Source organism: Falsiroseomonas sp. HW251 (genome assembly GCF_050563545.1).
Classification (GTDB): Bacteria; Pseudomonadota; Alphaproteobacteria; order Acetobacterales; family Acetobacteraceae; genus Falsiroseomonas.
On record NZ_JBNXUM010000005.1, the window covers coordinates 97,632 to 121,229 of the forward strand.

The following is a 23,598-nucleotide window of genomic DNA, read 5'->3' on the forward strand; positions in this document are numbered from 1 at the left end:
TCCCCGGCCGGGGACCGGCCGCCTTTCGCGCCAGCCTGCGCGTGGTCCGCGCGGCTGGCAACCCGAAATCAGGCGCGGGCGGCGCCGCGCGACAGCAGCGCGCGCGTGTCCGGCTTGCCGCCGGGCAGCAGGGGCAGGGCGTCCAGCAGCTCGATCCCGGCGGGCTGCATGAAGGCGAGGCCCTCCGCCACGCCCGGCGCGGCCACGACGAAGGCGCGCAGCGCCATCCGGCCCTGCGCCTCGGCCGCCAGAACGACGACGCCGCGCGCCATCGCCGCTGCATGCGGCTCGGTCACCCCCTGGCATCCCGCGCCAGCAGCGCGCGCTCGTCCAGCTTGCCGCCTTGCAGCCGCGGCAGCGCGTCCAGCAGCGCGATCCGCGCGGGTTGCATGTAGCGGGGAAGTGCTTCGCGCATCGCGTGCCGCAGCCGCGTCTCCAGCCCCGGCGCGGCGTCGGCGGCCGCGACGACGAAGGCGTGCAGGGCCACGCGCGCCTCCGTCGCGCGCGCGATCACGGCGGCCTCGCGCACCTCGGCATGGCGGCGCAGCGCGGTCTCGACCTCGGCGAGCTCGACGCGGTGGCCGTTGATCTTCACCATGCGGTCGGCGCGGCCGAGCACCTCCAGCACGCCGTCCGGCAGCAGCCGCGCCATGTCGCCGGTGCGGTGGATGCGAAGCGACGGATCCTCGGGATCAGGCTCCAGCCGTCCTGGCATCAGCCCGTCCGGCCCCCAGTCGCCGAGCGCGCCGTATCGCCCGCGCAGCCACAGCTCGCCGGGCTCGCCCGGCCGGCAGGGCAGGCCTGCGGCATCCACGATCCGCATCTCCACCTCGGGATCGGACAGGCCGGCGGGGATACGCGGCGTGCCGTGGTCGTCGCCGGGCAGCGCGACCCAGCTCGTGCCGATCATCTCGGTCGAGCCGTAGCGGTTCCACACCAGGCAGCCCGGCGGCAGCAGCGGCCACAGCGGCTCGAGGTCGGCGCGCAGCACGGGCTCGCCGCTCAGGCGCACGGCGCGCAGCGGCGCGAAGACCGCGCGCGCGTCGGGAAGCTGCACCAGCGTCCGCAGCAGGGACGGGCCGGCGCGCAGCACGCTCGGCGGCGCGTCGCGCATCCGGCGCCGCAAATCGGCGATTCCGAAGGCCGAGAGCTGCACGATGTCCACCGTGCAGCCCGACAGCATGAGGAACAGGCTGCACAGCCCGCTGATCGTGGCCAGCGCCGTCGGCAGCAGGAAGCGGTCGCGCTCCGACAGGTGATTGCCGTCCACCTGCATGGCGACCTGCTGCAGCACGCCGCGCTGGCTGTAGGCCAGCATCTTGGGCTCGCCCGTGCTGCCGGAGGTGCAGACCACGAAGGCCGGCTCGTCCAGGCCGAGGCCCTCGCCGCGCGGTGGCGGCCCGGCAGCCTCGAACCCCGCCTCGATCGGCACGACGGGCCGTTGCCCCTCGACGCCGCCGAGCGCGGCGGCGGGTCCGAGCAGCAGCACCGCGCCGCCACGCCCGGCCAGGTCCGCATTGCGCGCCGGCGCCTGGGTGGCGTCGAGCATCAGGGCGACACGCCCCGCGGCGAGGCAGGCGAAGAGAGCGACGCCGGCGCCGACGCCCGGCGGCAGCAGCACGCCCGCGGGGCCCCGGGCGGGCACGGCGCGAAGCCGCGCGGCCAACCGCGCGACGGCGTCGGCCAGCGCCGCGAAGCCCAGCGCGCGGTCGGGATCGGCGAAGGCGACGCGGTCCGGCCAGCGCGACGCGGCCTGGTCCAGCAGCGACAGGATCGGCGTGTCGCGCTTCGCATCAAAGGGCTCGTAGGGCACGTCCGTGGGGCCGCGGTAGTCGCGCGGCAGGTCGGGCAGGTGCAGCCAGCCGCCGCGCGACGGCGCGTGGCGCAACGCCTGGTCGAGCAGGCGGCGATGCAGCGGCGTCGTCACGCCAGCCGCTCCAGCAGCGCCCGCTGGTCCAGCTTGCCGCTGGGCAGGAAGGGCAGCGCGTCCACCAGCTCGATCCGCGCGGGCACCATGTAGCCCGGCAGCGACGCCCGCAGCGCCTGGCGCAGCCGTTGCGGCAGGCCGGGCGTCGCGCCGGGCGCGGCCACGACGAAGGCGCCGAGCGTGACGCGGCCCGCCGCCTCGGTGGCCAGCACCGCGGCGTCCCGCACCTCCGCGCAGCCGCGCAGCACGGTCTCGACCTCGGCGAGTTCGACGCGGTTGCCGTTGACCTTCACCATGCGGTCAAGCCGCCCGAGCACGACCACGACCCCGTCCGGAGTGAGCCGCGCGAGGTCGCCGGTGCGCCAGATCCGCAGCGACGGATCGGCGGGGTCGCGCCCGAGTTGGCCATCCACCAGCCCGCCGGCGCTCCATGCGCCGAGCGCGGCATGGCGGCCGCGCATCCAGAGCTCGCCCGCGACGCCGGGCGGGCAGTCCGCGCCGTCCTCGCCGACGATCCGGATGGCGACACCCGGATCCGGCAGGCCGACGGCGGTGCGCAAGGGATCGTGGTCGTCCTCCGGCCGCGGCACCCAGGACAGGCCGACGAGCTCGGTCGCGCCGTAGCGGTTGTAGATCCGGCATTCCGGGGGCAGGCAGGGCAGGATCCGCTCGAGATCGGCGCGCAGCAGCGCCTCGCCGCCGACGCGCAGCACGCGCAGGCCGGCCAGCAGCCGCTTCGCATCGGGCATCTGGGCCAGCACGCGCAGCATGGCGGGGCCGGCGCGCAGGATCGTCGGGGGATGGCTGCGCAGGCGCTCGCGCAGCGCCGCCACGCCGCGCTCGGCCAGCGCGACGATATCAACCGCGCAGCCCTGCAGCGGCATCAGCAGCGTGATCAGGCCGGTGATGGTGCCGAAGGCGCCGAAATGCAGATAGCGGTCGGCCTCGCTGACCCGCATGCTCTCGATGCGCAGGCGCACCTGCTCCAGCACGGCGCGCTGGCTGTAGGCGACGAGCTTCGGCTCGCCGGTGCTGCCGGAGGTCGAGATGATGAAGGCCAGCGCGTCGGGATCGGGGCCGTCGGGCAGCGCCGGCGCCGCGCCGGGGCCGAAGGCCGACTCGATCGGCAGGAAGGGCAGGTCCGCCGGCGGCGCCGCGGCCGGCCCGACCACAAGACCGGCGCCGGCGCGGCGCAGGATCGCGGCGTTGCGCGGCGGCGCGCCGGCTGCTTCCAGCAGCAGCGCCGGCCGCCCGGCGGCGAGGCAGGCGAGCAGCGCCACCGGCGCCCCGGCATCGGGCGGCAGCAGCAGGCCGACCGGACCATCGCCGCCCACGGCGCGAATCTCTCGGGCCAGCCGCGCCACGGCATCGACCAGGCCGGCGAAGGATAGGTCGCGGGCCGCATCGGCATAGGCGACGCGATCCTGCAGGCGCGCGGCGGCGTCCTTCAGCGACGCCAGCACGGGCCGGTCGCGGCCCGCGAAGGGTTGCATCGCCCGGTCCGTCGGACCGCGGTAATCCACGGGGAAATCGGCCAGTTGCAGCCAGCCGTCGCCGGCCGCGGCCCGCCGCAGCGCCGCTTCCATCGCCGGACGGTGCGGCGGGGCCGCCACGTCGCTGTCCATGCCGCTCCCGCGCTGCCCATTGCCTGTTCGCGGCATCTATGGTGACAGGCGCCATGCCCGACAACCAGCGATCCGGCGGGGCGACGGCCAGGCCGGGCCCGAGGCAGCAGATCGCCGCGATCTTCGCGCGGCTGCTCGAGCGCGAGGGCGTGCCGCACGACGCGCATTTCGCCGATCTCGGCGGCGACTCCATCCAGGTGCTGACGCTGCTGCTGGAGATCGAGGAGCGCTTCGGCCTCTCCCTCACCCCGCCGCAATTCGCCGATCACGGCACGGTCGAGGCGCTGGCCGCGCTGGTCCGCGCCAGGCGGGCGCCGCAGCGCCTGACGGCGGTGCAGGCGGGACGCGGCGTGCCGCTGTTCCTCGCGCATGCCGTCAACGGCGTGACGCCCTATGCCGGCTGGCTCGCCGAGCTGCTGGGGCCGGCGCAGGAGCTGCGCCTGATGCAATGGCGCCTGCCGCCGCCAGGCGTGCCGACGCTGGAGGAGCACGCCGCCGGCTTCGCCGCCGCGATCCGGAGCGCCTGGCCGGACGGGCCGTATCATATTGCCGGCCATTCCTTCGGCGCGATGCTGGCCTTCGAGGTCGCGCGCCAGATCGCCGAGGGGGGCGGGCAGGTCGCCTTCCTCGGCCTGATCGACCGCGGGCCGTCGCTGCATGCCCGCCGCGCCGGCACGGCGCTGCTGCCGGCGCCGGAACGCCGCACCGTGCCGACCTGCAGCCGGATGATGGAGCGCTACGTGCCGCAGCCCTATCGCGGCGACCTCTGGCTGTTCCGGTCGGGAACTCCCGGCGAGAACGACCTGCTCGCCCCCGCGATGGGCTGGGGCGACCTGGTGCTGGGCCGCGTGCACGAGATCCAGGCCGAGGGCACGCATGGCGGGATGATGGCCCGCGACGTGCTGGCGCGCTGGGCGCCCTCGCTGCGCCGCGCGCTGGACGAGGCCGCCCCCGGCACGGTCGCGGAGGCGCCCCGCGCCGGCGTGACGGCGGGGCTCGAGGGGCTGCGCGCCGCGCGCCGGGGCGACCAGGCGTCGGAGATCGCGGCCTATCGCGCGGCCATCGCGGAGGCGCCCCTCGCGCCCTACTGGGTGTGGCGCAACCTTGCCGAGGCGCTGCGGGAGGCGGGCGACATCGAGGGCGCGCGGGAGGCGCTGGAAGGCGCGGCGCGCGCGGAGGCGCGGCCCATCAATGCGTGCATGGACCTCGCGGGCCTCCTGCAGAGGCGCCGTCCGGAGGAGGCGGCGCGCTGGGCCGCGCGGGCGCGGGCCCTCGGGGATGGCTCCGTCCCGGCGGAGATCGCGCTCGGCCGGCTCGCGCTGCAGGAAGGCGACGCCGCGCTGGCGGAGCTGCATTTCCGGCGCGTGCTGGAGGCTTGCCCGCTGCACGACCGGATCGCCCGGCGCCTGCAGCTGATGTTCGACAGGCAGGGGAGACTGGCCGAGGCGCTGGGGATGGCGCAGCAGGTGGCGCGGCTCAGGCCCGGCGAACTCGCGCCGCTGCTGGAGGTCGCGCGGCTCGCGGCGCGCTGCGGCGACGACGCGGCCCGGATCGCGGCGGCCCAGTCGGCGCTCGCGCTGGCGCCGGCGCATGAGGAGGCGCGGCAACTCGCGGCGTAACGCGCGAACGGCGCGCCGTGCCCCGGCCAGGAGCGCGAACGGCGCGCCGTGCCCCGGCACGACGCGCCGCCCCGCTCTCCCCCGGCGGGGAGAGGGCGGGCCCGGTTGGTTCCGGACCCGCCCGGGCCCGCAGGGCAGGACCCGCCCTGCGGACCGCGCTCAGCCTTGCGTCGCGGGGACCTGGACCGCGACGAAGGCACCGCGGCCTTCGCGGATGATGCGCAGCGCCACCGAGGAACCCGGGGTCGCCGTCGCCTCGCGGATCGCGCGCGCTGCGGCCTCGGGGTCCTTCACCTCGCTCGCGCCGACCGAGGTGATGATGTCGCCGGGCTTCAGGCCGGCCTCGGCGGCCGGGCTGTCCGGACGGACCTCGGCGACCACCGCGCCGGTCGCGCCCTGCGGGAGGCGAAGCGCCTGGCGCGTGGCGTCGTTGATCGGCGCCAGCGCGATGCCGATCTTGCCGCGCTCGGCCGCCTGCTCCTGCGCCGCGCCGCGCTCGGCGCCGTCCTGCACCGCGGCGAGCGTGACGCGCAGTTCGCGGTGCTGGCCCTCGCGCCGGACGTCGAGCGCGACTGTGCTGCCCGGGCGCTGGTCGCCGATGGCGCGCGCGAGGTCACGCGGGGAGCTCACGGCCCGGCCGCCCACCGCCGTCACCACGTCGCCGGCCTGCAGGCCCGCCTTCGCGGCGGGGCTGTCGGCCTCGACCGAGGCGACCAGCGCGCCGTTCGCGCCGTTCAGGTGCATCGCCTGCGCCAGCGCCGGGGTCAGCGGCTGGGTGGAGGCGCCGAGGAAGCCGCGCTCGACGCGGCCGTTCTCCTTCAGCTGCGCCACGACCTGGCGGACCATGTTGGACGGGATCGCGAAGCCGATGCCGACCGACCCGCCGGAGGGCGAGAAGATCGCGGTGTTCACGCCGACCACGTCGCCGTTCGCCGCGAACAGCGGGCCGCCCGAATTGCCGCGGTTGATCGGCGCGTCCACCTGCAGGAAGTCGTCATAGGGGCCGGCGCCGATGTCGCGCCCGCGCGCCGAGACGATGCCGGCCGTCACGCTGCCGCCGAGGCCGAAGGGATTGCCCACCGCGATCACCCAGTCGCCGGGCCGCGCGCGGTCGCTGTCGCCGAGATTGAGGTGGGGCAGGGCCTGCGCGCTCTCAACCTTCAGCAAGGCGAGGTCGGTGCGGGGGTCGCGGCCGACGATGCGGGCCGGCATCTCGCGCCCGTCGTCGAGGCTGACCTTCACGCTGTTCGCGCCCTCGACCACGTGGTTGTTGGTCACGATGAAGCCGCTGGCTTCGATCAGGAAGCCGGAGCCCATCGCCTGGCTCGGGCGCTGCTGCTCGCCGCGGCCCGGGCCCTGGTTGTTGCCCTCGGGCTGGCCGAAGTAGCGGCGGAAGTTGCGGTCCTGCTCGGTGCCGGGCTGGAAGGGCGAGCCGGCGCGGGCCTGGGGCTGCGCGCGCTCGGTCGCAACGATGGTCACGACGGCGGGGCGGACGCGCTCAACGAGGTCGGCGAAGCTGGCCGGGCCGGCGGCCGGCGCGGTGATAGCCGACGGCGCGGCCTGCTGCGCGAAGGGTGCGGCGCCGGGCAGGAAGACGGCGGAAAGGGCGGTGCCGGCCAGCAGCACGGCGGCGAGGCCGGTGCGGCGCTTGGGGAAGGTCATGGGGTCAGGTCCTCCGTTGGGATTCGCGGGAATGACCGCGTGGAGGACGGTGTCGCGCCCCGGCGGTGGAGGCGGCGGGGAAGGACCATGACAGGTTTGTCAGAAAACTCGCGGACGCCGCGCGAAGCGCTGCTTCAAACCCTCTCCACCCGCAGGGGGGGAGAGGGCAGGGTGAGGGGGCATCGAGGATAGGAAGCCCGCGCTTCGCCTCCAGCGTCCCCCTCACCCAACTTTCTCCCCCGTGAGAGGGGGAGAGGGCTTTACGTCCGTCGCAAATCCAGCACCGCCGTCACACCCCGCCCACCCGGCCCGTCCTCGATGCGCAGGCTCCCGCCATGCAGCCGAGCCGCCGCCGCGACCAGCGCGAGGCCCAGCCCCGTTCCCGGCGTGTGCCGGCTCGAATCCAGCCGGTAGAAGCGCCGCGTCACCGCCTCCCGCTCCGCCGGCGGGATGCCCGGGCCGTCGTCCGCAACCTCGATAACAGGGCCCGGCTTGAGCCGCAGCGCGACACGCCCGCCACCATGCAGGATCGCGTTGTCCAGCAGGTTCGCCAGCGCCTGGCGGAGCAGCGCGGCGTCACCGCGGAACTCGATCCCGCGCGCGATCTCGGTCGTCAGCGCGCGTCCCGCTTCCTCGGCCGGCGCGGCATAGGTCTCGGCGATGCCTGCTACCAGCGCCGACAGGTCCAGCGCCGCGAAGCCCGCGGTCGAGCCGCTCTCTGCCCGCGCGATGCGCAGCAGCGCGGCGAAGGTGGCCAGCACCGCGTCGAGCTCGGCGATCGCAGCCGCCAGCGTCGCCTCGTCCGCCGAGGGCTCGCGCGCGGCGACAAGCGCGCCTTCCAGCCGCTGCCGCAGCCGCGACAGCGGCGTCCGCAGGTCATGCGCGATGTCGTCGGTGACCTGGCGCTGCGCCGCGACCAGGGCCTCGATCCGGCCGAGCAGCGTATTCACCGTGCCGACCAGCCGGTCGAACTCGTCGCCGCGGCCGGAATCCGGAAGGCGCCGCGCGAGGTCGCCATCCATGATCGCCCGCGCGGCGCGCCCGACGCCGGCCAGGCGCGTCTCGAAGCGCCGCGCGGCGAGGAAGCCCAGCAGCAGCGCCAGGGCAGCGGCGGCGAGCGCGATCACCGGCGGCCCCCAGGCCAGCCGCGACGCCGCGTCCTCGACCGGCGCGAGTTCCGTCGCGACCAGCAGGTTCGCGCCGCCCGGCAGCACCGCGCCGAGCACGCGCAGCGAGGGCCGGTCGGCCGTCGCGTCCAAGGTCGCATAGCCCCGCAGCACCGGCGGGCGCGCCACCGGCAGCCCGCCAGCCAGCGGCCGTCCGTCCGGCGCCTGCAGCAGCACCAGCACCGGCCCGCGGCGCCGCGCATAGGCCGCGGTCTGCTCGGCCAGGCCCTGCAGTCCCAGCGCCTCGTATTCCCGGATCAGCGACTCCGCCTCGGCGGCCAGCGCGAGGTCGAGCTGCGCGCGCAGCGCCTGCTCCGCCTGGCGGCCGATCCAGCCCGAGCCCAGGAAGGACGCCACCAGCATCACCGCCGCGGCGGCGAGCGAGGCGCGCAGCGCGAAGCTGCGGCGCATCACTCGCCCTTCGAAGCTGGTCCCGCGCCCGTTCCGGGCGACGGATCGAGCGCGTAGCCCGCGCCGCGCAGCGTGCGGATGGCGGGGCCGTCGCCCTCGGCCTCCAGCTTGCGGCGCAGGCGGCTGACATGGACGTCAACGACATTGGTGGTGGGGTCGAAGGAGAAGTCCCACACCTTCTCCAGCAGCATGGTGCGGGTCAGCACCTGGCCGGGATGGCGCATCATGTATTCCAGCAGGCGCCATTCCGTCGGCAGCAGGTCGAGCTTGCGGCTTCCCCGCCACGCCGTGCGCTGCAGCAGGTCCATGCGGATGTCGCCGACGACCAGCTCGGTCTGCGCCGCCGGCGGCGCGGCGGGGCGGCGGGCCAGCGCGCGGATCCGCGCGCGCAGCTCGGCGAATGCGAAGGGCTTGGCGAGGTAGTCGTCCGCCCCGGCTTCCAGCCCCTCCACCTTGCGGTCCACGTCGCCGAGCGCGGTCAGCACCAGCACCGGCGTCGCGATGGACGAAGCCCGCAGCGCCCGGACGATGGACAGGCCATCGGGCCCGGGCAGCATGCGGTCGGTGACGATGATGTCGAAGGGCTCGTTCAGCGCGAGGAACAGGCCGTCCTTGCCGTCCCTCGCGATGTCCACCACGTGCCCTTCCTCGCCCAGGCCCTTGGCGATGTAGTCGGCCGTCGAACGGTCGTCCTCGATCACCAGGATGCGCATGGGCGAGGCGCGTCGGCCCTCAGCCCTGGGACTTGAGGTAGGCGATCACGTCGGTGATCTGCTGGGGATCGCGCAGGCCCGGGAAGGCCATGCTGCCCTGCGGCACGACGGCCTTGGGGTTGGCGAGGTAGGCGCGCAGGTTGTCCTCGGTCCAGACGTGGTTCTGCTCCCCGAGCTGCCGCATGTTGGCGGAGTAGCGGAAGCTCTCGATCGAGGCGGCGCGGCGGCCGACGACGCCGTGCAGGTTCGGACCCACGCCGTTGCGGCCGTTGTTGTCGATGACGTGGCAGGCGCGGCACTGGTTGAAGATGCGCTGGCCGGCCGCTGCGTCCTGCGCCTGGGCAGGCAGCGCAGAGGCGGTCGCGACCGCGAAGGCGAAGGCAAAAGCGGAGATGTGCCGCATGGAGTCTCCTCGTGTTGCAGGCGAAGGGCGCGGAACATGCCTAGGGACAGATTGACGCGATCACGTCGCGCGGTGACAGCTATGTCATATTTGGTCACGCATGCCGAGATGGCGCTGACGGATCAGGGAGGAATCGCATGCCGGAGCAGGGCGGAACGACGCGCCGGCGCCTGATCGCGGCGGCTGGGGCGCTGTGGGGCGGCGGCGCCGCGGCGCAGGGGACCGCCGGGCGCATGCCGGATGGCGCCGTGACGATCGTGGTGCCCTACACCCCCGGCACCGGGCCCGACATCCTGGCGCGGATGGTCGCGCCGGTGCTGCAGCAGCGCTTCGGGCACCCCGTCGCGGTGGACAACCGCGCCGGGGCCAGCGGCAACATCGGCAGCCAGGCCGTCGCCCGCGCCGCGCCGGACGGGCGGATGCTGGTGATGCAGCCCAACACCTTCGTGATGAACCCGAGCCTCTTCCGCCAGATCCCCTACGACGCCGTCGCGGGCTTCACGCCGATCGCCAGGCTCGCGGTCGGCGACCTCGTGCTCGTCGTGAACCCCGACGTGCCCGCGACGACGGCACGGGACTTCGCGGCCTGGTCGGCGGCGCAGCCGGGCGGGGCGAACTACGCGTCGCCCGGCATCGGCACGCCGCATCACCTCGCGATGGAGCTGTTCCGCCTGAAGGCCGGCGTGCCGATGAACCACGTGCCCTATCGCGGCAGCGCGCCGGCGATCCAGGACCTGATCGGCAAACGCGTCGCGGCGATGGTGCTGCCCGTGCATGTCGCGGTGCCGCTGGCGCGCGACGGGCGGCTGCGCATCCTAGCCGTCGGCAGCGAGCGCCGCGCCGACGCCGCGCCCGAGGTCCCGACCATGGCGGAGGCCGGCTATCCCGACGTCCTGGTGGACCTGTGGTACGCGCTGCTCGGTCCGCCCGGCCTGCCCGATGACTTCGTCCGCCGCGTCAACGCCGACCTCAATGCCTGGCTGGCCGAGCCCTCGACGCGCGAGCAGCTGCTCGGCCAGGGACTGGTGCCGTCGCCGGGCACGCCGGGCGACCTCGCCGCGCTGATCCGCCGCGACGTCGCGCGCTGGGCGGAGGTGATCCGCAGCGCGGGGATCACGGCGGATTGAGTGCCGCCTTGTCGTAGCCCGCCACCTTCCTGTAGCCGTCGAGCATGGCGGCAAGTTCGTCCGCGCTGATGACATCCTCGATCCGCGCGAAGGGCTTGTCGCCGGTGCGCTGCCAGACCTCGCGGATGATGGCGTCCGGCGGCGCGGTGCGGTTGGTGCGCACGACCTGCGCGGTCGGCCCCAGCCGCCGCGCCTCGTAGTCCCTGAGCGCGGCGACGGGATCGGCCTGTCCGCCGAGGCACTCCGCCAGCGCCTTCGCATCCAGGATCGCCTGGCCCGCGCCGTTCGAGCCCCTGGGATACATGGGATGCGCGGCGTCGCCGAGCAGCGTGACGCGGCCGTGGCTCCAGCGCGACAGCGGGTCCTTGTCCACCATCGGGTATTCCAGCACGACATCGGCCGCGCGGATCATCGCGGGCACGTCCAGCCAGTCGAAATGCCAGCCCGCGAAGGCCGGCAGGAAATCCTCGAGCCGCCCGGGCTTCGCCCAGTCGTTCTCCGCATGGGACGGTGTCTCGATCTCCGCCACCCAGTTCATGAGCTGCGTGCCGTCGGGATGGTCGCGGATGGGGTAGATCACCATCTTGCCATGCGCGAGCCAGCCCGCGCGGACCATGGTGGCGTGCGACAGGATCGGCTTCATCCGCGTCACGCCGCGCCACATGTTCACGCCGGAATAGAGGTAGGGCGCCTCGTCGGGGAAGAACTGGCGGCGGATGACGGAATGGATCCCGTCGGCGGCGACCACGACCGACGCGCGTTCGGGCGGCAGCGCCTGGCCGGTCTCGCTGTCGTGCAGTCGCAGCGTGACGCCGTCCGCGTCCTGCTCGACGCCAACGCAGCGGATGCCGGTGCGGACAGCGTGCGCGCCGAGGCGGGACAGCACCGCGTCCAGCAGCACCATCTGCAGCTCGCCGCGATGGATGGACAGCTGCGGCGTCGCGTAGCCCGCGGCGCGGCCGAGCGGCTCCACATGGATGAGCTGGCCGAAGCGGTTGTAGTAGGCGGCCTCCTTCGTCGCGATCGAGACCGCCTCCAGCGCGCGCAGCACGCCGAGGGCGTCCAGCACGGCCGTCGCATGCGGCAGCAGGTTGATCCCGACGCCGAGCGGGCGGATCTGACGCGCGCTCTCCAGCACCCGGCACTCGATGCCGCGGGCCTTCAGGGCGAGCGCCGCCGTCAGCCCGCCGACGCCGCCGCCGATGATGGTCACGGTCATGGGACGACCCTTCAGATCCGGTAGCGCTGCAGCAGCTCCGGCGGGAACAGCTCCTCCGGCTGCAGCCGCCTATGCGCGACGCCCTGCTCATGCGCCCAGGCGCAGAAGGTGTCGAGCGTGGTGCGGTTGGGCTCGAGACAATAGGGCCAGGGATCGCCACCGAAGCGCGCCGCCATCCGCGCCGCGGCGAGCTGCCCCCAGGCGAAGGGGATGCGCGAGGCCGTGATCTCCTCGGCCCGCGCGACCGCGTTGCGCTTCGCTGCCTCGAAGGCGGTGAGCAGGTTGCCCGCGACCCAGGGAAAGCGGTCGATCACCTCGCGGCGGATGGCGACGGCATGCATGATGGGGAAGACGCCGGTGGCGTCGAGGAAGGCTTCCTCGATGGGCTGCGGGTCGGGGAAGAGGCGGACGATGCGCGGGTCGCCTTGCTCGAAGCTTTGCGTGGGATGGGCGGTCAGGATGGCGTCGAGCTCGCCGTTCAGCAGCATTGCATCGAGCGACGAATCCGGTCGCCGCGTGAGCGTCAGCCCCTCCGGCAGGCGCAACTCCACCTTCTCCCCGCGGCCGGGCTGGTTCACGCCCGCCTGCACCCAATTGATCGCATTCAGGTCGAGGCCGAACTGGTGGCGCAGCGCGCCGCGGCTGTAGATCGCCGCGGTCTGCGCCCATTCCGGCACGCCGACACGCTTCCCCGCGAGGTCCTCGACCCGCTTCACCAGCCCGTCGGCGCGGACATAGATCGAGGAATGGCGGAACACGCGTGAGGGGAAGACCGGCAGCGCGACCAGGCTCTCGTCGCCCTGGCTGCGCAGCGCCACGTATTTCGCAAAGGAGACCTCGCTCACCTCCCATTCGCGGAACTTGATGAAGCGGAAGAAGATCTCCTCCACGGCGAAGCGGATGGGAATGAGCTCGATGCCCTCGGCCTGGACCCTGCCTTCCATGAGGTCGCGGACATGGTCGTAGTCGCTGACCGCGCAGGAGAGCACGAGGCGCGAGGCGCCGCCGCGGCTGAGGAAGGAAGGCACCCAGGGGCGTCCGGCGTTGGGCATGTCGGTGTTTCCTCGGGGTGGCGTTGCGGCGAGAATGGCGGCGGGAGGATAGCGGCATGATCGGCAGGCGGAAGGCCGGGATGGCCATGGCGGCGCTGCTGGCGCCAGGGATCGCCAACGCGCAGGGGACGGCGCAGGGCGCCTGGCCCGACCGGCCGATCCGCATGATCACCACGATCCCGCCGGGCGGGGCGCCCGACATCGTCGCGCGCATCCTGGCGGAAAGGCTGCAGGCCCGGCTCAACCAGCCCGTCGTGGTGGAGAACCGCACGGGATCGAACGGCGCCATCGCCGCCGAGGCCGTGGCGCGCGCGCGGCCTGACGGCTACACGCTGCTCTTCGCGCAGGACACCGTCTTCGTCGTCAATCCCTTCGTCTATGACAGCCTGGCGGTGAACCCGCTGACGGAGCTCGTTCCCGTCGCCTCGGTGGCGGCGAACCAGTTCATCCTGTCGGTGCATCCTTCCGTGCCGGTGCGGAGCTTCGCGGAGTTCCTGGATTACGCGCGCCGCGCCGGCGAGCCTCTGCCCTACGCCTCGGGCGGCGTCGGCAGCCAGCACCAGCTCGCGATGGAGATGCTGGCGCGGCGGGCGGGCCTCAACATGCTGCACGTCCCCTTCCGCGGCGGCACCCCCGCGGCCAACGCCACCGTCGCGGGGGACACCAAGGCGGTGTTCTCCGGCACCTCGACGGCGCCGCTGATCCAGGCCGGCCGGCTTCGCGCCCTGGCCGTGACGGGGCCGGAGCGCTCGCCGCTGTTTCCCGACCTGCCCCGCATCGGGGAGGTCTTCCCGGGCTACGAGGTCGTGATCTGGCTCGGCCTGTTTGCCCCGCCCGGCCTGCCCGACGCGATCATGGCGCGACTGCGCGCGAAGGTCGCGGCCAGCCTGGCCGATCCCGCGATGCGCCAGCGCCTTGACGCCGCCGGCGGGCTCGAGCCGCTCGTCACGACGCCGGAGCGCTTCGCCGCGCTGATCCGCAGCGACGCCGAGAAATACCGCGCTATCATCCGCGAGATCGGGCTGAAGGCGGAGTAGCTGTCAGTACACCTCGGTGTAGGTCCGCCGCAGCTTCGCCAGGAAGCTGGGCGAGGCCTTAGCGCGCGTGCCCATCACGACGTCGGTGCCCGGCACCAGCGTGTCCGACGCCTCCAGCGAGAAGTCGCGGACGAAGGCGACGCGGGGGTCGCGGATGGCCGCGATCTCCTGCACGGTACCGCCGCGCTTCAGCACCTCGGCCGCCACGACGGCGCATTCCACGGCCTGGGTCGCGCCCTGGCCGAGCGTCGGCACCATGGCCTGGGCGGCATCGCCCAGGAACAGCGCACGGCCCGACGCGCCGTGCCGCAGCAGCGGCGCGGTGGCGGAGCGCGCCCAGTGGATCTGGTCGATGTGCCTGCCGACCTTGTCCAGCATCCAGGCGACGGCGGGGCAGGGTGGCGCGTGCTCCGGCGTGTAGAGCGCGCGCTGCGCGGCCTCGGTCTTCATCTCGTCGCGGATCCGCGCGTCGGGGCCGAGGGGAAAGGTGCCGGCGATGTAGACGGCGCCGCCCGGCACGCGGAAGGACAGCAGCCGCGCGTTGCCGCCGAACCATTGGCCGTAATCGTCATAGGGGCAGTCCGCGGCATCGGTCACCAGCAGGCGCCAGATGCAGACGCCGAGCAGCGTGCCCTCCGGCTCCCCGCAGGTCAGCGCGCGCAGGCGGCTGTAGCGGCCATCGCCCGCGACCAGCAGGTCGAAGCCGCCGTCGCGCACCAGGCCGTCCGCGGTGCGGAAGACCGGAAGGAGCCGGCCCTGGGCATCCTCCTCCAGCGCCTCCATCGCGTGCCCGTTGCGCGTGCAGCCTGCCGCGGGCTCGCGCAGCAGGCGATAGAGCTCGGACCAGCGGATTCGCATCCCCGGCTCCTCCGCGAGGTCGAGGAGATCGAGGTCGAGAAGCCGCGTCCCGTCCGTGAGGTCCACGAACCAGCGGCGCCATTCCAGCGACGCCGCGCGCAACGCCGCATGGCGCTTCGGCATGTGCAGGCGCAGCGCCTTCAGCGCGTTGGGGCCGACATTGAGGCCTGTGCCGGCCTCGGACTGTTCGCCCCGTGCGACGCGCTCATAGGCGGTGACGGAGATGCCAGGCGCCTCCAGCAGCGCCTCCGCGAGCAGGCTGCCGGCGACGCCGGTGCCGATGATGCCGATCCTCATGACGGGTAGTATGCTAGCGCCATGCCGCGCCTTGCCATCCATCGCCTGTCCATGGCCCATCCCGGCGACCTGTCCGAGCTGGAGGGAGTGATCAGGCGCGGGGAGGTCCGCGCCGGCGATGTCCGCGCCGTCATCGGCAAGACCGAGGGCAATGGCGGGCTGAACGACTTCACGCGGGGCTTCTTCACGCAGACGCTGATGCTGCTGCTGGCGTCCCACACCGGCGAGGCGCCGTCGGCGCTGGCCGCGCGGATCCCCTGCGTGCTGTCCGGCGGCACGGAGGGCGCGCTCAGCCCGCACTACATGGTGTTCAGCGTATCGGACGAGGCCGCGCCGGGTCAGCGCGGCCTGGCCCTGGGCACCGCCATGTCGCCCGTCACGCCGGCGCGCGAGATCGGTCGTGTCGCGCAGATCGAGGCAGTGATTGCCGCCGTCCGCGCCGCCATGGCGGATGCCGGCATCGGGCGGCCCGAGGACGTCGCACTCGTGCAGGTGAAGGCGCCGGCCCCGCAGGCGCCGGACCCCGCGGCGCGCAGCACCGACGCGAAGTTCCTGATGGCGCTGTCGCGCGCCGCGGCCGCGGTCGGCGCCGGCGTGGCGCTGGGCGACATCGACGCCGCCCGCGCGACGGAGGCCGCGCTGCTGACGGATCTGTCGCTGTATTCCAACCGCGTCTCGATCTCCTCCGGCGTCGAGGTCACCTGCAACGAGGTCGTGGTCTTTGGCTATGCGGAGGGCTGGCAAGACGGGATTGTCGCGGGCGTCGCCCCGATGGCGGATCTGCTGGACCTGGCCGGCGTGCAGGCTGCCTTCCCCGCCGCGCCGGGCGAAGTGCTGGGCGTCATCGCGAAGGGCGAGCCCGACCGGTCCGGCGCGATTCGCGGGTTCCGCCACACCATGCTCGGCGACACCGACATTGACGCCCAGCGCCACCTGCGCGGCGCGCTGGGCGCGATCGTCGCGGCCGTGGCCGGCGACGGCCGCGTCTTCGTCAGCGGCGGCGCGGAACACCAGGGTCCGCCGGGCGGCGGGCTGGTCTGCGTCTTCGCGCGCCGCCCCTGAGCCCTACCTCGCCGCATCCATCACCGCATGCGTCCACGCGCCCGTCGGCGCGCGGGTGATCACCGGGCTATCCCCGCCGCTCGAGAGCAGCGTCTGCACCGTCCGCTCATAATCCGCCGGCACCAGGCGCCCGCCTCCCTGCGCGTCCAGCAGCTTCGCGATCTCGCCCATCATGCGGCGCTGATGCGCGATGGTCTGCGCGCCCGTCGTGTCGTTGTCGATCACGATCTGCGCGGCCTGGTCGGGGTTCTGCCGCGCCCAGTCCCAGCCCTGCATGGACGCCCGCACGAAGCGCGCCATCCGCTGCACGAAGGCCGCGTCGTTCAGCCGGCCCTCCAGCACATAGAGCCCGTCCTCCAGCGTCGCGACGCCCTGCTCCTCATAGCTGAAGACGACGAGCTGGTCCGGCCGGAAGCCGCCATCGATGACCTGCCAGTACTCGTTGTAGCTCATAGTCGACACGCAGTCGGCCTGGCGCTGCAGCAGCGGGTCCACGTTGAAGCCCTGGCGCAGCACGCGCACGCCCTGCGGCGAGCCGTCGGTGCGGTAGCCCAGCCGGCTCATCCAGGCGAGGAACGGATACTCGTTGCCTGAGAACCAGACGCCGAGGGTGCGGCCGCGCAGATCCTGCGGCGCGCGGATGCCGGTTTCCGCCCGGCAGGTCAGCTGCAGGCCGGAGCGGCGGAACGGCTGGGCGACGTTGACCAGCGGCACACCGCGCTCGCGCGAGGCCAGCGCGGCCGGCATCCATTCCACGATCACGTCGGCGCGGTTGCCCGCAATGATCTGCGGCGGCGCGATGTCGGGACCGCCCGGATTGATCCGGACGTCGAGATTGGCCTGGCGGTAGAAGCCGCGGGCCTGCGCGACGTAATAGCCCGCGAACTGCGCCTGCGTGACCCATTTCAGCTGCAGCGTCAGGCGGTCCTGCGCGCGCGCGTCGGGCGCGGCGGCGAGGCCGAGCGCCACGAGCAATCCCAGCCACTTCTTCATCCCGTGATCTCCCTGCTTATCGACGGATGGATGGATGCCAGAAGGTCGCGGCGCGTTCGGCGAGCGCCACCAGCCCATAGAAGACGGAACCCGCGGCGGCCGCCACCACGATCTCGGCCCAGACCAGGTCGAGGGCGAGCTTGGCGGCCTCGGTCGTGATGCGGAAGCCCATGCCGGAGGTCGGGGATCCAAAGAACTCCGCCACGATCGCGCCGATCAGCGCCAGCGGCGCGTTGACCTTCAGCGCGGTGAAGACGAAGGGCAGGGCGGCCGGCAGGCGCAGCATGGTCAGCGTCTGCGCGTGGCTCGCCGCGTAGGACCGCATGAGGTCGCGCTCCAGCGAGCCCGACGCGGCCAGGCCCGCCAGCGTGTTCACCAGCATCGGGAAGAACGTCATGACGACGACGACGGCCGCCTTGGACGGCCAGTCGAAGCCGAACCACATCACCATGATCGGCGCGATGCCGACGATGGGCAGCGCCGAGGCCAGGTTCGCAACCGGCAGCAGCCCCCGCCTGAGGAAGGGCACGCGGTCCACCAGCAGCGCGATCCCGAAGCCCAGCGCATTGCCCAGCACGTAGCCCGTCAGCACGGCCTTCAGGAAGGTCTGCACGAAGTCCTGCGTCAGGATGTCGAGCGAACCCGCCAGGCGCGCCGCGATCGCCGATGGCGCGGGCAGCAGCACCATCGGCACGGCGAACCCGACGACCAGCACCTCCCACAGTGCCAGCACGACCGCGCCGAAGGCGAGCGGCGCCAGCAGCTCCGACAGCCGCCCGTCGCGGAGGTTCCCCAGCCGCTGCACGAGCCAGGCGGACAGGGCGGCCAGCAGCGCGACGCCCGCCCACAGCATCGGCCCGGCGCCGGCATGCACGGCGTGAATCGCCAGCGCGAATCCCGCCGCGACGAGCGCCCCCAGCGCCGCCGTCACGCGCGCGCCCCGAGCCGTCGGCCCACCGCGCGCTCCAGCAGCCCGAGCAGCCCGACCAGCGAGGCCGAGAGCACGGCTGCCACCACCAGCGCTGCCCAGATCTGTACGGTCTGCCCGAAATAGGACCCCGCCAGCAGCCTCGCGCCCAGGCCCGCCTGCGCGCCGGTCGGCAGTTCCGCGACGATCGCGCCGACCAGCGACGCCGCGGCCGCGACCTTCAGGCTGGCAAACAGGAAGGGCAGCGATGTCGGCAGCCTCAGCTTCCAGAAGACCTGCGCGGGAGATGCCGAGTAGGTGCGCATCAGATCCGTCTGCAGCCGGTCTGCGGCCGTGAGGCCCTTGGTCATCGCGATGGTGACGGGGAAGAAGCAGAGATAGCCCGCGATGACCGCCTTGGGGAAAAGCCCCTCGAAGCCGATGGCGCCCAGCGCCACGATGATGATCGGCGCCAGCGCCAGGATCGGCACGGCCTGCGACGCGATCACCCAGGGCATCAGGCTGCGTTCCAGCGCGCGGAGATGCACGATCGCGACCGCGACGACGACGCCCGCGGTCACGCCGAGCACGAAGCCCGCGAGCGCCGCCGAAAGCGTCACCCAGCCGTGCCAGACCAGGCTGCGCGCCGAGCTCGGCGGCGTCAGAACCAGGCTGCGCCAGAGCTCGCCGACGATCTGATGCGGCGCCGGCAGCAGCGGGCGGGCGAAGGACATCGTGCCCTCGGCAACCTGCCAGGCGGAGGGCGGCGTGCCGGAGCGCGCGAGCGTGTCGGACACGACCTGCCAGTTCAGCGCGAGCGCGGCGGCGTACCAGATGGCGATGAGAGCCGCGACGACGGTGAGGACGGGGAGCGCGCTGTCGCTAAGGCGGCGCATCATTGGCCGCGATCCCGCCATGAAGCCCTCTCCACCCGCAGGGGGGAGAGGAAAGGGTGAGGGGGGCGTGCAACGTGAGGAGCGCACGCGCGTTCGGCGCGTCCCCCTCACCGAACCCTCTCCCCCGAAAGAGGGGGAGAGGGCTTTCGGGCAGCCAGCTAGCGCCCCGCATTCGCATCCGCCCAGAGCAGGTCCCGCACGCGATGCGCGACCGTCGTGAACTCCGCGCTGTCGCGGATCGCGAGCGGCCGGTCGGCGCCGAGGTCGCACTCCACGACATCCACGATCCGCCCCGGCCGCGGCGACATCACGACGATGCGCGTCGACAGATAGACCGCCTCGGGGATGGAATGCGTGACGAACACCACGGTCTTGCCGGTCTTCGCCCACAACCGGTGCAGCGCGCCGTTGAGGTGGTCGCGGGAGATCTCGTCCAGCGCGCCGAAGGGCTCGTCCATCAGCAGCAACCGCGGATCGAAGGTCATCGCGCGCGCGATGGAGGCGCGCTGCTGCATCCCGCCGGAAAGCTGCCAGGGGTACTTGCGGCCGAACCCCTCGAGCTCCACCAGCGCGAGCTGCTGCCGCGCGCGTTTTCGCCGCTCCGTGCGCGGCACGCCCATCACCTCCAGCGGCAGGGCGACATTCGCCTCGATCGTCCGCCAGGGCAGCAGCGCCGGCGCCTGGAAGACATAACCATAGTCCCGGCGCAGCCGCGCCTGTTCCGGCGTCACGCCATTGACCCTGATCTCACCGGCGGTCGGACGCTCGAGGTCCGCGATGATGCGCAGCAGCGTCGTCTTGCCGCAGCCGGACGGGCCGATCAGCGACACGAACTCGCCGGGCTGCACGGTGAGGTTCACGTCGGACAGTGCACGCACCTCGCCATCGCGCGTGCCGAAGGCCAGCGAGACACGCTCGGCGTCAATCGCCGCCATGCACGATTTCCCACAGGCGGCTTGGCGAGAGCGGGATCTCGGTGATCTCGATGCCGCGCGCCGGCAGGTCGAGCGCGTCCTCGATCGCCTGCGCGAAGAGCGCGCCGACCGGGATCGCGCCGCCTTCACCCGCCCCCTTGGTGCCGAGCGGGTTGAGCGGGGAGGGCGTCTCGGTGTGCAGCACCTCCATCCGCGGGACATCCAGCGCCGTCGGCAGCAGGTAATCCGCGAGCGAGGCGTTGAGCAGCTGCCCGTCATCGGTCCAGGCGAGCTGCTCGAAGAAGGCGTTGCCGATGCCCTGCGCGACGCCGCCCTGCACCTGGCCCGCCAGGATCAACGGGTTCAGCACCGTGCCGCAGTCATGCACGACGACGTAGCGCAGGATGGTCGGCTTCATCGTCAGCGGATCGACCTCGATCACCATGGCATGCGCGCCGGCCGCGGTCGCGCCCATCGCCGGGCCGAAATAGGACGTCGCCTCCAGGCCCGGGATCGTGCCCGGCTTCACCGCGCCGCGCATCGGGTTCGCCAGTCCTGCCAGCGCGCCGAGCGTGATGAACTTCTCCGCCACGCCGGCGATCGACACCTTGCCGTCTTCCAGCACCAGGTCGGCTTCGGCGCATTCGAAATGCTCCGCCGCGGTCTTCAGGATCTTCGCGCGGACCTCCGTCGCGGCGCCATGCGCGGCCGATCCCGCGACGACCGCGCCGCGGCTGGCGAAGGTGCCGGCGCCCCAATCGAAGACATCGGTGTCGCCGGTCGTGACCTCGACGTCGCGCGCATCCACGCCGAGCTGTTCGGCCACCACCTGTGCGAAGGCCGTGAAATGGCCCTGGCCCTGCGTGCCGATGCCGGTCGCGAGCGTGACCTTTCCGCTGGCCTGCACGCGCACCTTCGCGCCTTCATAGGGGCCGATGCCGGTTCCCTCGACATAGCAGACGATGCCGAGGCCGAGATGCCGGCCGTCCTCGCGCGCCTTCGCCTTCTCGGCCGGGAAATCCGCGTAGCCGATGGCGTGCAGCGCCTTGTCCAGGATCGGGGCGTAGTTGCCGCTGTCATAGGTCAGCGGCGCGAAATCCTGGTAGATCACCTCGTTGCGGTAGGGGAAGGCGTCGGCGGGGATCAGGTTGCGCCGGCGGATCTCGGCGCGGTCCAGCCCGAGCTCCCGCGCCGCCGCGTCCAGCATCCGCTCCATCACGAAGATGCCGTGCTGGCGGCCCGCGCCGCGATACGGCGTGACGAGCGTGCGGTTGGTGTAGATCGCGCGGAAGCGGCTGTCATAGGCCGGGATGTCGTAGCAGTTCAGCAGCGTGCACTGGCTGTTCAGCGGCACCGTCAGGCCATAGGGGTTGTAGGCGCCGGTATCCATCAGGAACTCGTCGCGCACGCCAAGGATGCGGCCGTCCGCGTCGAGCGCCAGCTCGCATTCATGGATCTGGCTGCGTTCGTGCGTCGTCGCCGTGAAGTGCTCCAGCCGGTCCTCGATCCACTTCACGGGCGTCCCGAGGCGCAGCGCCATCCAGGGCACCAGCACTTCCTCGGGGTAGAACATCATCATCTTCGGCCCGAAGCCGCCGCCGATGAAGGGCGCGACCACGCGGACCTGGCGCTCCGACAGGCCGAGCATGGCGGCGAGGCCGTTGCGGATGAAGACCGGCGCCTGGGTGGTATCCCAGATCGTGAGCCGATCGGCCTTGTCGTCCCAGTCCGCGACGATGCCGCGGGTCTCCATCGGGTTGGACGCGCCCCGGTCATAGGTGAAGCGGCGGCGGATGAGATGCGCGGCCTTCGCGCGCGCAGCCGCGTAGTCGCCCTTGGACTGATGGACGTCGGCCGCGATGTTGTCGGGCAGGTCGGCATGCACGCGGGGGCTTTCGGCGGAGAGCGCGGCGTGAAGCCCGATCACGGCCGGCTGCGGCGCGTAGTCCACGACGATGTCGCCGACCGCGTCCTCCGCGACGTAGCGGGAGGTCGCGACCACCATGACGACGGGCTCGCCGACATGGCGGACTTCGCCCTTCGCCAGCGGCACCTGGCAGCGCTGGCGGAAGGTCATGCCGGCGATCGGCGGCGGCGGCACCAGCAGCGGCCCCGGCTGCCAGTAGCCGCCAAGGTCCTCCGCCGTGATCACCGCAGCGACGCCGGGACGCGCCTTCGCGGCGGCCGTGTCGATCGAGTTGATCGTCGCGCGCGCATGCGGGCTGCGCAGGAAGGCCGCGTGCAGCATCCCCGGCAACTCGACATCGTCGACGAAGAGCGCGCGCCCCGTCAGCAGGCGCGGATCCTCGTTGCGCGTGACGGGGCGGCCGATCTGGCGGGTTTCCATCACGCGCTATCCCGCATGCGGCGCGCCGCCAGCAGCACGGCATCCACGATGTGCTGGTAACCCGTGCAGCGGCAGAGGTTGCCGGACAGGGCGTGCCGCACCTCGTCCTCGCTCGGGTCGGCGTTCTCTTCCAGGAAGGCGGTGATCGTCATCAGGATGCCCGGCGTGCAGTAGCCGCATTGCAGGCCGTGGCTGTCCTGGAAGGCCTGCTGCAGGACGGAGAGATTGCCCGGCGTGCCGAGGCTCTCCACCGTCCGGATGTCGTGGCCTTCGGCCTGCACGGCGAAGATCAGGCAGGACCGCACCGGCGCGCCGTCGAGCCGGATGGTGCAGGCGCCACAGACGCCGTGCTCGCATCCGACATGGGTGCCCGTCAGCCCGGCCTCGTGCCGGATGAAGTCCGACAGCAGCAGGCGCGGCTCGACCTCGCGCGCGACATGCGTGCCGTTGATGCTGAGCGTCACGCGCCGCGTCATGCCGCGCGTCCCGCCGCGGTCGCCAGCGCGCGCGCGGCGATCACGCCGGCCAGGTGGCGCTGATACGCCGCGCTCGCCTGCACGCTGCCGGTCGGCTCGATTTCGGACCGCAGCAGATCGGCGGCCTGCGCGATGTCCGCCTCGTTCAGCCGCGTCCCGACCAGCGACGCCGCGGCCTTCGGCGCCGCCAGCGGCGTCGGCCCGGCGCTGCAGCAGGCGAGGCTCGCCGCGGCGCAGACGCCGTCCTCGCGGCGGGTGACGATCGCCGCCACGCCCATTATCGCGTAGTCGCCGCGGCGCCGCGTGACCTCCAGCCAGGCGGTGCCGCTGCGCGAGGGCAGGGCGGGGATGCGGATCGCGGCCAGCATCTCGTCCGCTTCCAGCGCCGTGGTCAGCGGGCCCAAGAAGAAATCGACGGCCGCGACCTCCCGCTCGCCGCGGGCGCTGCGCAGGACGAAGCGCGCGCCGAGCGCGACCATCACCGCCGGCATCTCCGACGCGGGGTCGGCATGCGACAGGTTGCCGCCCAGCGTGCCGCGGTTGCGGATCTGCGGATGCGCGACCTCGTGCAGCGCCTCGGCCAGGATCGGATGGATCTTCGCCGCAGCGGCATGCCGCTCCACCGCCGCGTTGCGCGCCATCGCGCCGATCACGAGCGACCCGTCCTCCTGCACCGCGATGTCACCCAGCCCCGCGATCCGGTTCAGGTCCACCAGAACCGCGGGCTGCGACACACGAAAGTTCATCGCCGGGACCAGGCTCTGCCCGCCGGCCAGGAAGCGCGCCTCCTCGCCATGCCGCGCCTTCAGCGCGAGCGCCTCCGCCAGCGCCTCGGGCGCGTGCCATTCGAAGGGTGCCGGCTTCACTCTTCGTCCCTCATGCCCCGC

At 73.1% G+C, this 23,598-nt stretch carries 21 protein-coding genes; 4 read left to right on the forward strand and 17 right to left on the reverse strand.

All coding sequences use genetic code 11. From position 1 onward, the window contains the following. Positions 1-68 precede the first annotated feature (68 nt). From ACLF3M_RS07410 to ACLF3M_RS07420, 3 genes are read right to left on the reverse strand one after another with little or no spacing between them, the layout of a single operon-like run. Positions 69-296 carry a hypothetical protein gene (locus tag ACLF3M_RS07410; protein ID WP_430656241.1) on the reverse strand — a complete coding sequence of 76 codons (228 nt, stop codon included), beginning with the start codon at positions 294-296 and terminating at the stop codon, positions 69-71. Then, positions 293-1,927 (reverse strand): AMP-binding protein, encoded by a 1,635-nt coding sequence (locus ACLF3M_RS07415; RefSeq protein WP_430656242.1) that lies wholly within the window; start codon positions 1,925-1,927, stop codon positions 293-295. Before ACLF3M_RS07415 ends, ACLF3M_RS07410 begins: the two co-directional genes overlap by 4 nt. Next, positions 1,924-3,552: an AMP-binding protein gene (locus ACLF3M_RS07420; protein WP_430656243.1), complete on the reverse strand. Its 1,629-nt coding sequence runs from the start codon at positions 3,550-3,552 to the stop codon at positions 1,924-1,926. Before ACLF3M_RS07420 ends, ACLF3M_RS07415 begins: the two co-directional genes overlap by 4 nt. A gap of 53 nt (positions 3,553-3,605) precedes the next feature. Between ACLF3M_RS07420 and ACLF3M_RS07425 the strand changes: the two genes are divergently transcribed. Next, positions 3,606-5,171 (forward strand): thioesterase domain-containing protein, encoded by a 1,566-nt coding sequence (locus ACLF3M_RS07425; RefSeq protein ID WP_430656244.1) that lies wholly within the window; start codon positions 3,606-3,608, stop codon positions 5,169-5,171. A 159-nt stretch (positions 5,172-5,330) separates the two neighbouring features. Here the strand turns inward: ACLF3M_RS07425 and ACLF3M_RS07430 are convergent, their stop codons facing one another. The 4 genes from ACLF3M_RS07430 to ACLF3M_RS07445 all read right to left on the reverse strand — a co-directional run bounded on the left by ACLF3M_RS07430 (position 5,331) and on the right by ACLF3M_RS07445 (position 9,526). Next, positions 5,331-6,833 carry a Do family serine endopeptidase gene (locus ACLF3M_RS07430; RefSeq protein WP_430656245.1) on the reverse strand — a complete coding sequence of 501 codons (1,503 nt, stop codon included), beginning with the start codon at positions 6,831-6,833 and terminating at the stop codon, positions 5,331-5,333. Positions 6,834-7,093: 260 nt separating this feature from the next. Next, on the reverse strand, positions 7,094-8,410 hold the full coding sequence (locus tag ACLF3M_RS07435; RefSeq protein WP_430656246.1) for a sensor histidine kinase: 1,317 nt from the start codon (positions 8,408-8,410) through the stop codon (positions 7,094-7,096). After that, a complete protein-coding gene (locus ACLF3M_RS07440; RefSeq protein WP_430656247.1) occupies positions 8,410-9,123 on the reverse strand; it encodes a response regulator transcription factor in 714 nt (237 codons plus the stop codon). The genes ACLF3M_RS07435 and ACLF3M_RS07440 overlap by 1 nt, the downstream gene beginning before the upstream one ends. A 19-nt stretch (positions 9,124-9,142) precedes the next feature. Then, entirely contained in the window at positions 9,143-9,526 is a 384-nt protein-coding gene (locus ACLF3M_RS07445; RefSeq protein WP_430656248.1) for a c-type cytochrome, read from the reverse strand. A 137-nt stretch (positions 9,527-9,663) separates the two neighbouring features. Between ACLF3M_RS07445 and ACLF3M_RS07450 the strand changes: the two genes are divergently transcribed. After that, a complete protein-coding gene (locus ACLF3M_RS07450; protein ID WP_430656249.1) occupies positions 9,664-10,653 on the forward strand; it encodes a Bug family tripartite tricarboxylate transporter substrate binding protein in 990 nt (329 codons plus the stop codon). On the opposite strand, the gene ACLF3M_RS07455 is transcribed toward ACLF3M_RS07450, so the two are convergent. Then, on the reverse strand, positions 10,640-11,872 hold the full coding sequence (locus ACLF3M_RS07455; protein WP_430656250.1) for a flavin-dependent oxidoreductase: 1,233 nt from the start codon (positions 11,870-11,872) through the stop codon (positions 10,640-10,642). The genes ACLF3M_RS07450 and ACLF3M_RS07455 overlap by 14 nt on opposite strands. 11 nt (positions 11,873-11,883) lie before the next feature. Beyond that, positions 11,884-12,924, reverse strand: coding sequence for a hypothetical protein (locus tag ACLF3M_RS07460; protein ID WP_430656251.1), 1,041 nt, complete (start codon positions 12,922-12,924; stop codon positions 11,884-11,886). A 56-nt stretch (positions 12,925-12,980) separates the two neighbouring features. Here ACLF3M_RS07460 and ACLF3M_RS07465 point away from each other — a divergent pair, with 56 nt between their 5' ends. Then, entirely contained in the window at positions 12,981-13,961 is a 981-nt protein-coding gene (locus tag ACLF3M_RS07465; protein WP_430656252.1) for a Bug family tripartite tricarboxylate transporter substrate binding protein, read from the forward strand. Between the two features lie 3 nt (positions 13,962-13,964). Here the strand turns inward: ACLF3M_RS07465 and ACLF3M_RS07470 are convergent, their stop codons facing one another. Then, the gene (locus tag ACLF3M_RS07470; RefSeq protein WP_430656253.1) at positions 13,965-15,116 is read right to left on the reverse strand and encodes a hypothetical protein; all 1,152 of its coding nucleotides are present in this window, start codon (positions 15,114-15,116) and stop codon (positions 13,965-13,967) included. A gap of 21 nt (positions 15,117-15,137) precedes the next feature. On the opposite strand from ACLF3M_RS07470, the gene ACLF3M_RS07475 reads away from it, so the two are divergent. Beyond that, complete coding sequence (locus ACLF3M_RS07475; protein ID WP_430656254.1) at positions 15,138-16,178, forward strand: ring-opening amidohydrolase; 1,041 nt, start codon at positions 15,138-15,140, stop codon at positions 16,176-16,178. A gap of 3 nt (positions 16,179-16,181) precedes the next feature. On the opposite strand, the gene ACLF3M_RS07480 is transcribed toward ACLF3M_RS07475, so the two are convergent. From ACLF3M_RS07480 to ACLF3M_RS07510, 7 genes are all read right to left on the reverse strand, one after another. Further along, entirely contained in the window at positions 16,182-17,171 is a 990-nt protein-coding gene (locus ACLF3M_RS07480; protein WP_430656255.1) for an ABC transporter substrate-binding protein, read from the reverse strand. 16 nt (positions 17,172-17,187) lie between these two features. Beyond that, entirely contained in the window at positions 17,188-18,102 is a 915-nt protein-coding gene (locus ACLF3M_RS07485; protein WP_430656256.1) for an ABC transporter permease, read from the reverse strand. Next, positions 18,099-18,977 carry an ABC transporter permease gene (locus ACLF3M_RS07490; protein ID WP_430656257.1) on the reverse strand — a complete coding sequence of 293 codons (879 nt, stop codon included), beginning with the start codon at positions 18,975-18,977 and terminating at the stop codon, positions 18,099-18,101. Before ACLF3M_RS07490 ends, ACLF3M_RS07485 begins: the two co-directional genes overlap by 4 nt. Before the next feature lie 155 nt (positions 18,978-19,132). Then, positions 19,133-19,909: an ABC transporter ATP-binding protein gene (locus ACLF3M_RS07495; RefSeq protein ID WP_430656258.1), complete on the reverse strand. Its 777-nt coding sequence runs from the start codon at positions 19,907-19,909 to the stop codon at positions 19,133-19,135. Then, positions 19,896-22,235 (reverse strand): molybdopterin cofactor-binding domain-containing protein, encoded by a 2,340-nt coding sequence (locus ACLF3M_RS07500; protein WP_430656259.1) that lies wholly within the window; start codon positions 22,233-22,235, stop codon positions 19,896-19,898. The genes ACLF3M_RS07495 and ACLF3M_RS07500 overlap by 14 nt, the downstream gene beginning before the upstream one ends. Beyond that, positions 22,235-22,699 (reverse strand): (2Fe-2S)-binding protein, encoded by a 465-nt coding sequence (locus ACLF3M_RS07505; RefSeq protein ID WP_430656261.1) that lies wholly within the window; start codon positions 22,697-22,699, stop codon positions 22,235-22,237. The genes ACLF3M_RS07500 and ACLF3M_RS07505 overlap by 1 nt, the downstream gene beginning before the upstream one ends. A gap of 8 nt (positions 22,700-22,707) precedes the next feature. Next, positions 22,708-23,577 (reverse strand): FAD binding domain-containing protein, encoded by an 870-nt coding sequence (locus tag ACLF3M_RS07510; RefSeq protein WP_430656262.1) that lies wholly within the window; start codon positions 23,575-23,577, stop codon positions 22,708-22,710. Positions 23,578-23,598: the final 21 nt, after the last annotated feature.

Bases quoted from the DNA above. Each gene is read 5' to 3' on its own strand.
- ACLF3M_RS07420 (WP_430656243.1), bottom strand. From the start codon at position 3,552: ATGGACAGCGACGTGGCGGCCCCGCCGCACCGTCCGGCGATGGAAGCG.
- ACLF3M_RS07425 (WP_430656244.1), top strand. From the start codon at position 3,606: ATGCCCGACAACCAGCGATCCGGCGGGGCGACGGCCAGGCCGGGCCCG.
- ACLF3M_RS07430 (WP_430656245.1), bottom strand. From the start codon at position 6,833: ATGACCTTCCCCAAGCGCCGCACCGGCCTCGCCGCCGTGCTGCTGGCC.
- ACLF3M_RS07435 (WP_430656246.1), bottom strand. From the start codon at position 8,410: ATGCGCCGCAGCTTCGCGCTGCGCGCCTCGCTCGCCGCCGCGGCGGTG.
- ACLF3M_RS07440 (WP_430656247.1), bottom strand. From the start codon at position 9,123: ATGCGCATCCTGGTGATCGAGGACGACCGTTCGACGGCCGACTACATC.
- ACLF3M_RS07445 (WP_430656248.1), bottom strand. From the start codon at position 9,526: ATGCGGCACATCTCCGCTTTTGCCTTCGCCTTCGCGGTCGCGACCGCC.
- ACLF3M_RS07450 (WP_430656249.1), top strand. From the start codon at position 9,664: ATGCCGGAGCAGGGCGGAACGACGCGCCGGCGCCTGATCGCGGCGGCT.
- ACLF3M_RS07455 (WP_430656250.1), bottom strand. From the start codon at position 11,872: ATGACCGTGACCATCATCGGCGGCGGCGTCGGCGGGCTGACGGCGGCG.
- ACLF3M_RS07460 (WP_430656251.1), bottom strand. From the start codon at position 12,924: ATGCCCAACGCCGGACGCCCCTGGGTGCCTTCCTTCCTCAGCCGCGGC.
- ACLF3M_RS07465 (WP_430656252.1), top strand. From the start codon at position 12,981: ATGATCGGCAGGCGGAAGGCCGGGATGGCCATGGCGGCGCTGCTGGCG.
- ACLF3M_RS07470 (WP_430656253.1), bottom strand. From the start codon at position 15,116: ATGAGGATCGGCATCATCGGCACCGGCGTCGCCGGCAGCCTGCTCGCG.
- ACLF3M_RS07475 (WP_430656254.1), top strand. From the start codon at position 15,138: ATGCCGCGCCTTGCCATCCATCGCCTGTCCATGGCCCATCCCGGCGAC.
- ACLF3M_RS07480 (WP_430656255.1), bottom strand. From the start codon at position 17,171: ATGAAGAAGTGGCTGGGATTGCTCGTGGCGCTCGGCCTCGCCGCCGCG.
- ACLF3M_RS07490 (WP_430656257.1), bottom strand. From the start codon at position 18,977: ATGATGCGCCGCCTTAGCGACAGCGCGCTCCCCGTCCTCACCGTCGTC.
- ACLF3M_RS07495 (WP_430656258.1), bottom strand. From the start codon at position 19,909: ATGGCGGCGATTGACGCCGAGCGTGTCTCGCTGGCCTTCGGCACGCGC.
- ACLF3M_RS07500 (WP_430656259.1), bottom strand. From the start codon at position 22,235: ATGGAAACCCGCCAGATCGGCCGCCCCGTCACGCGCAACGAGGATCCG.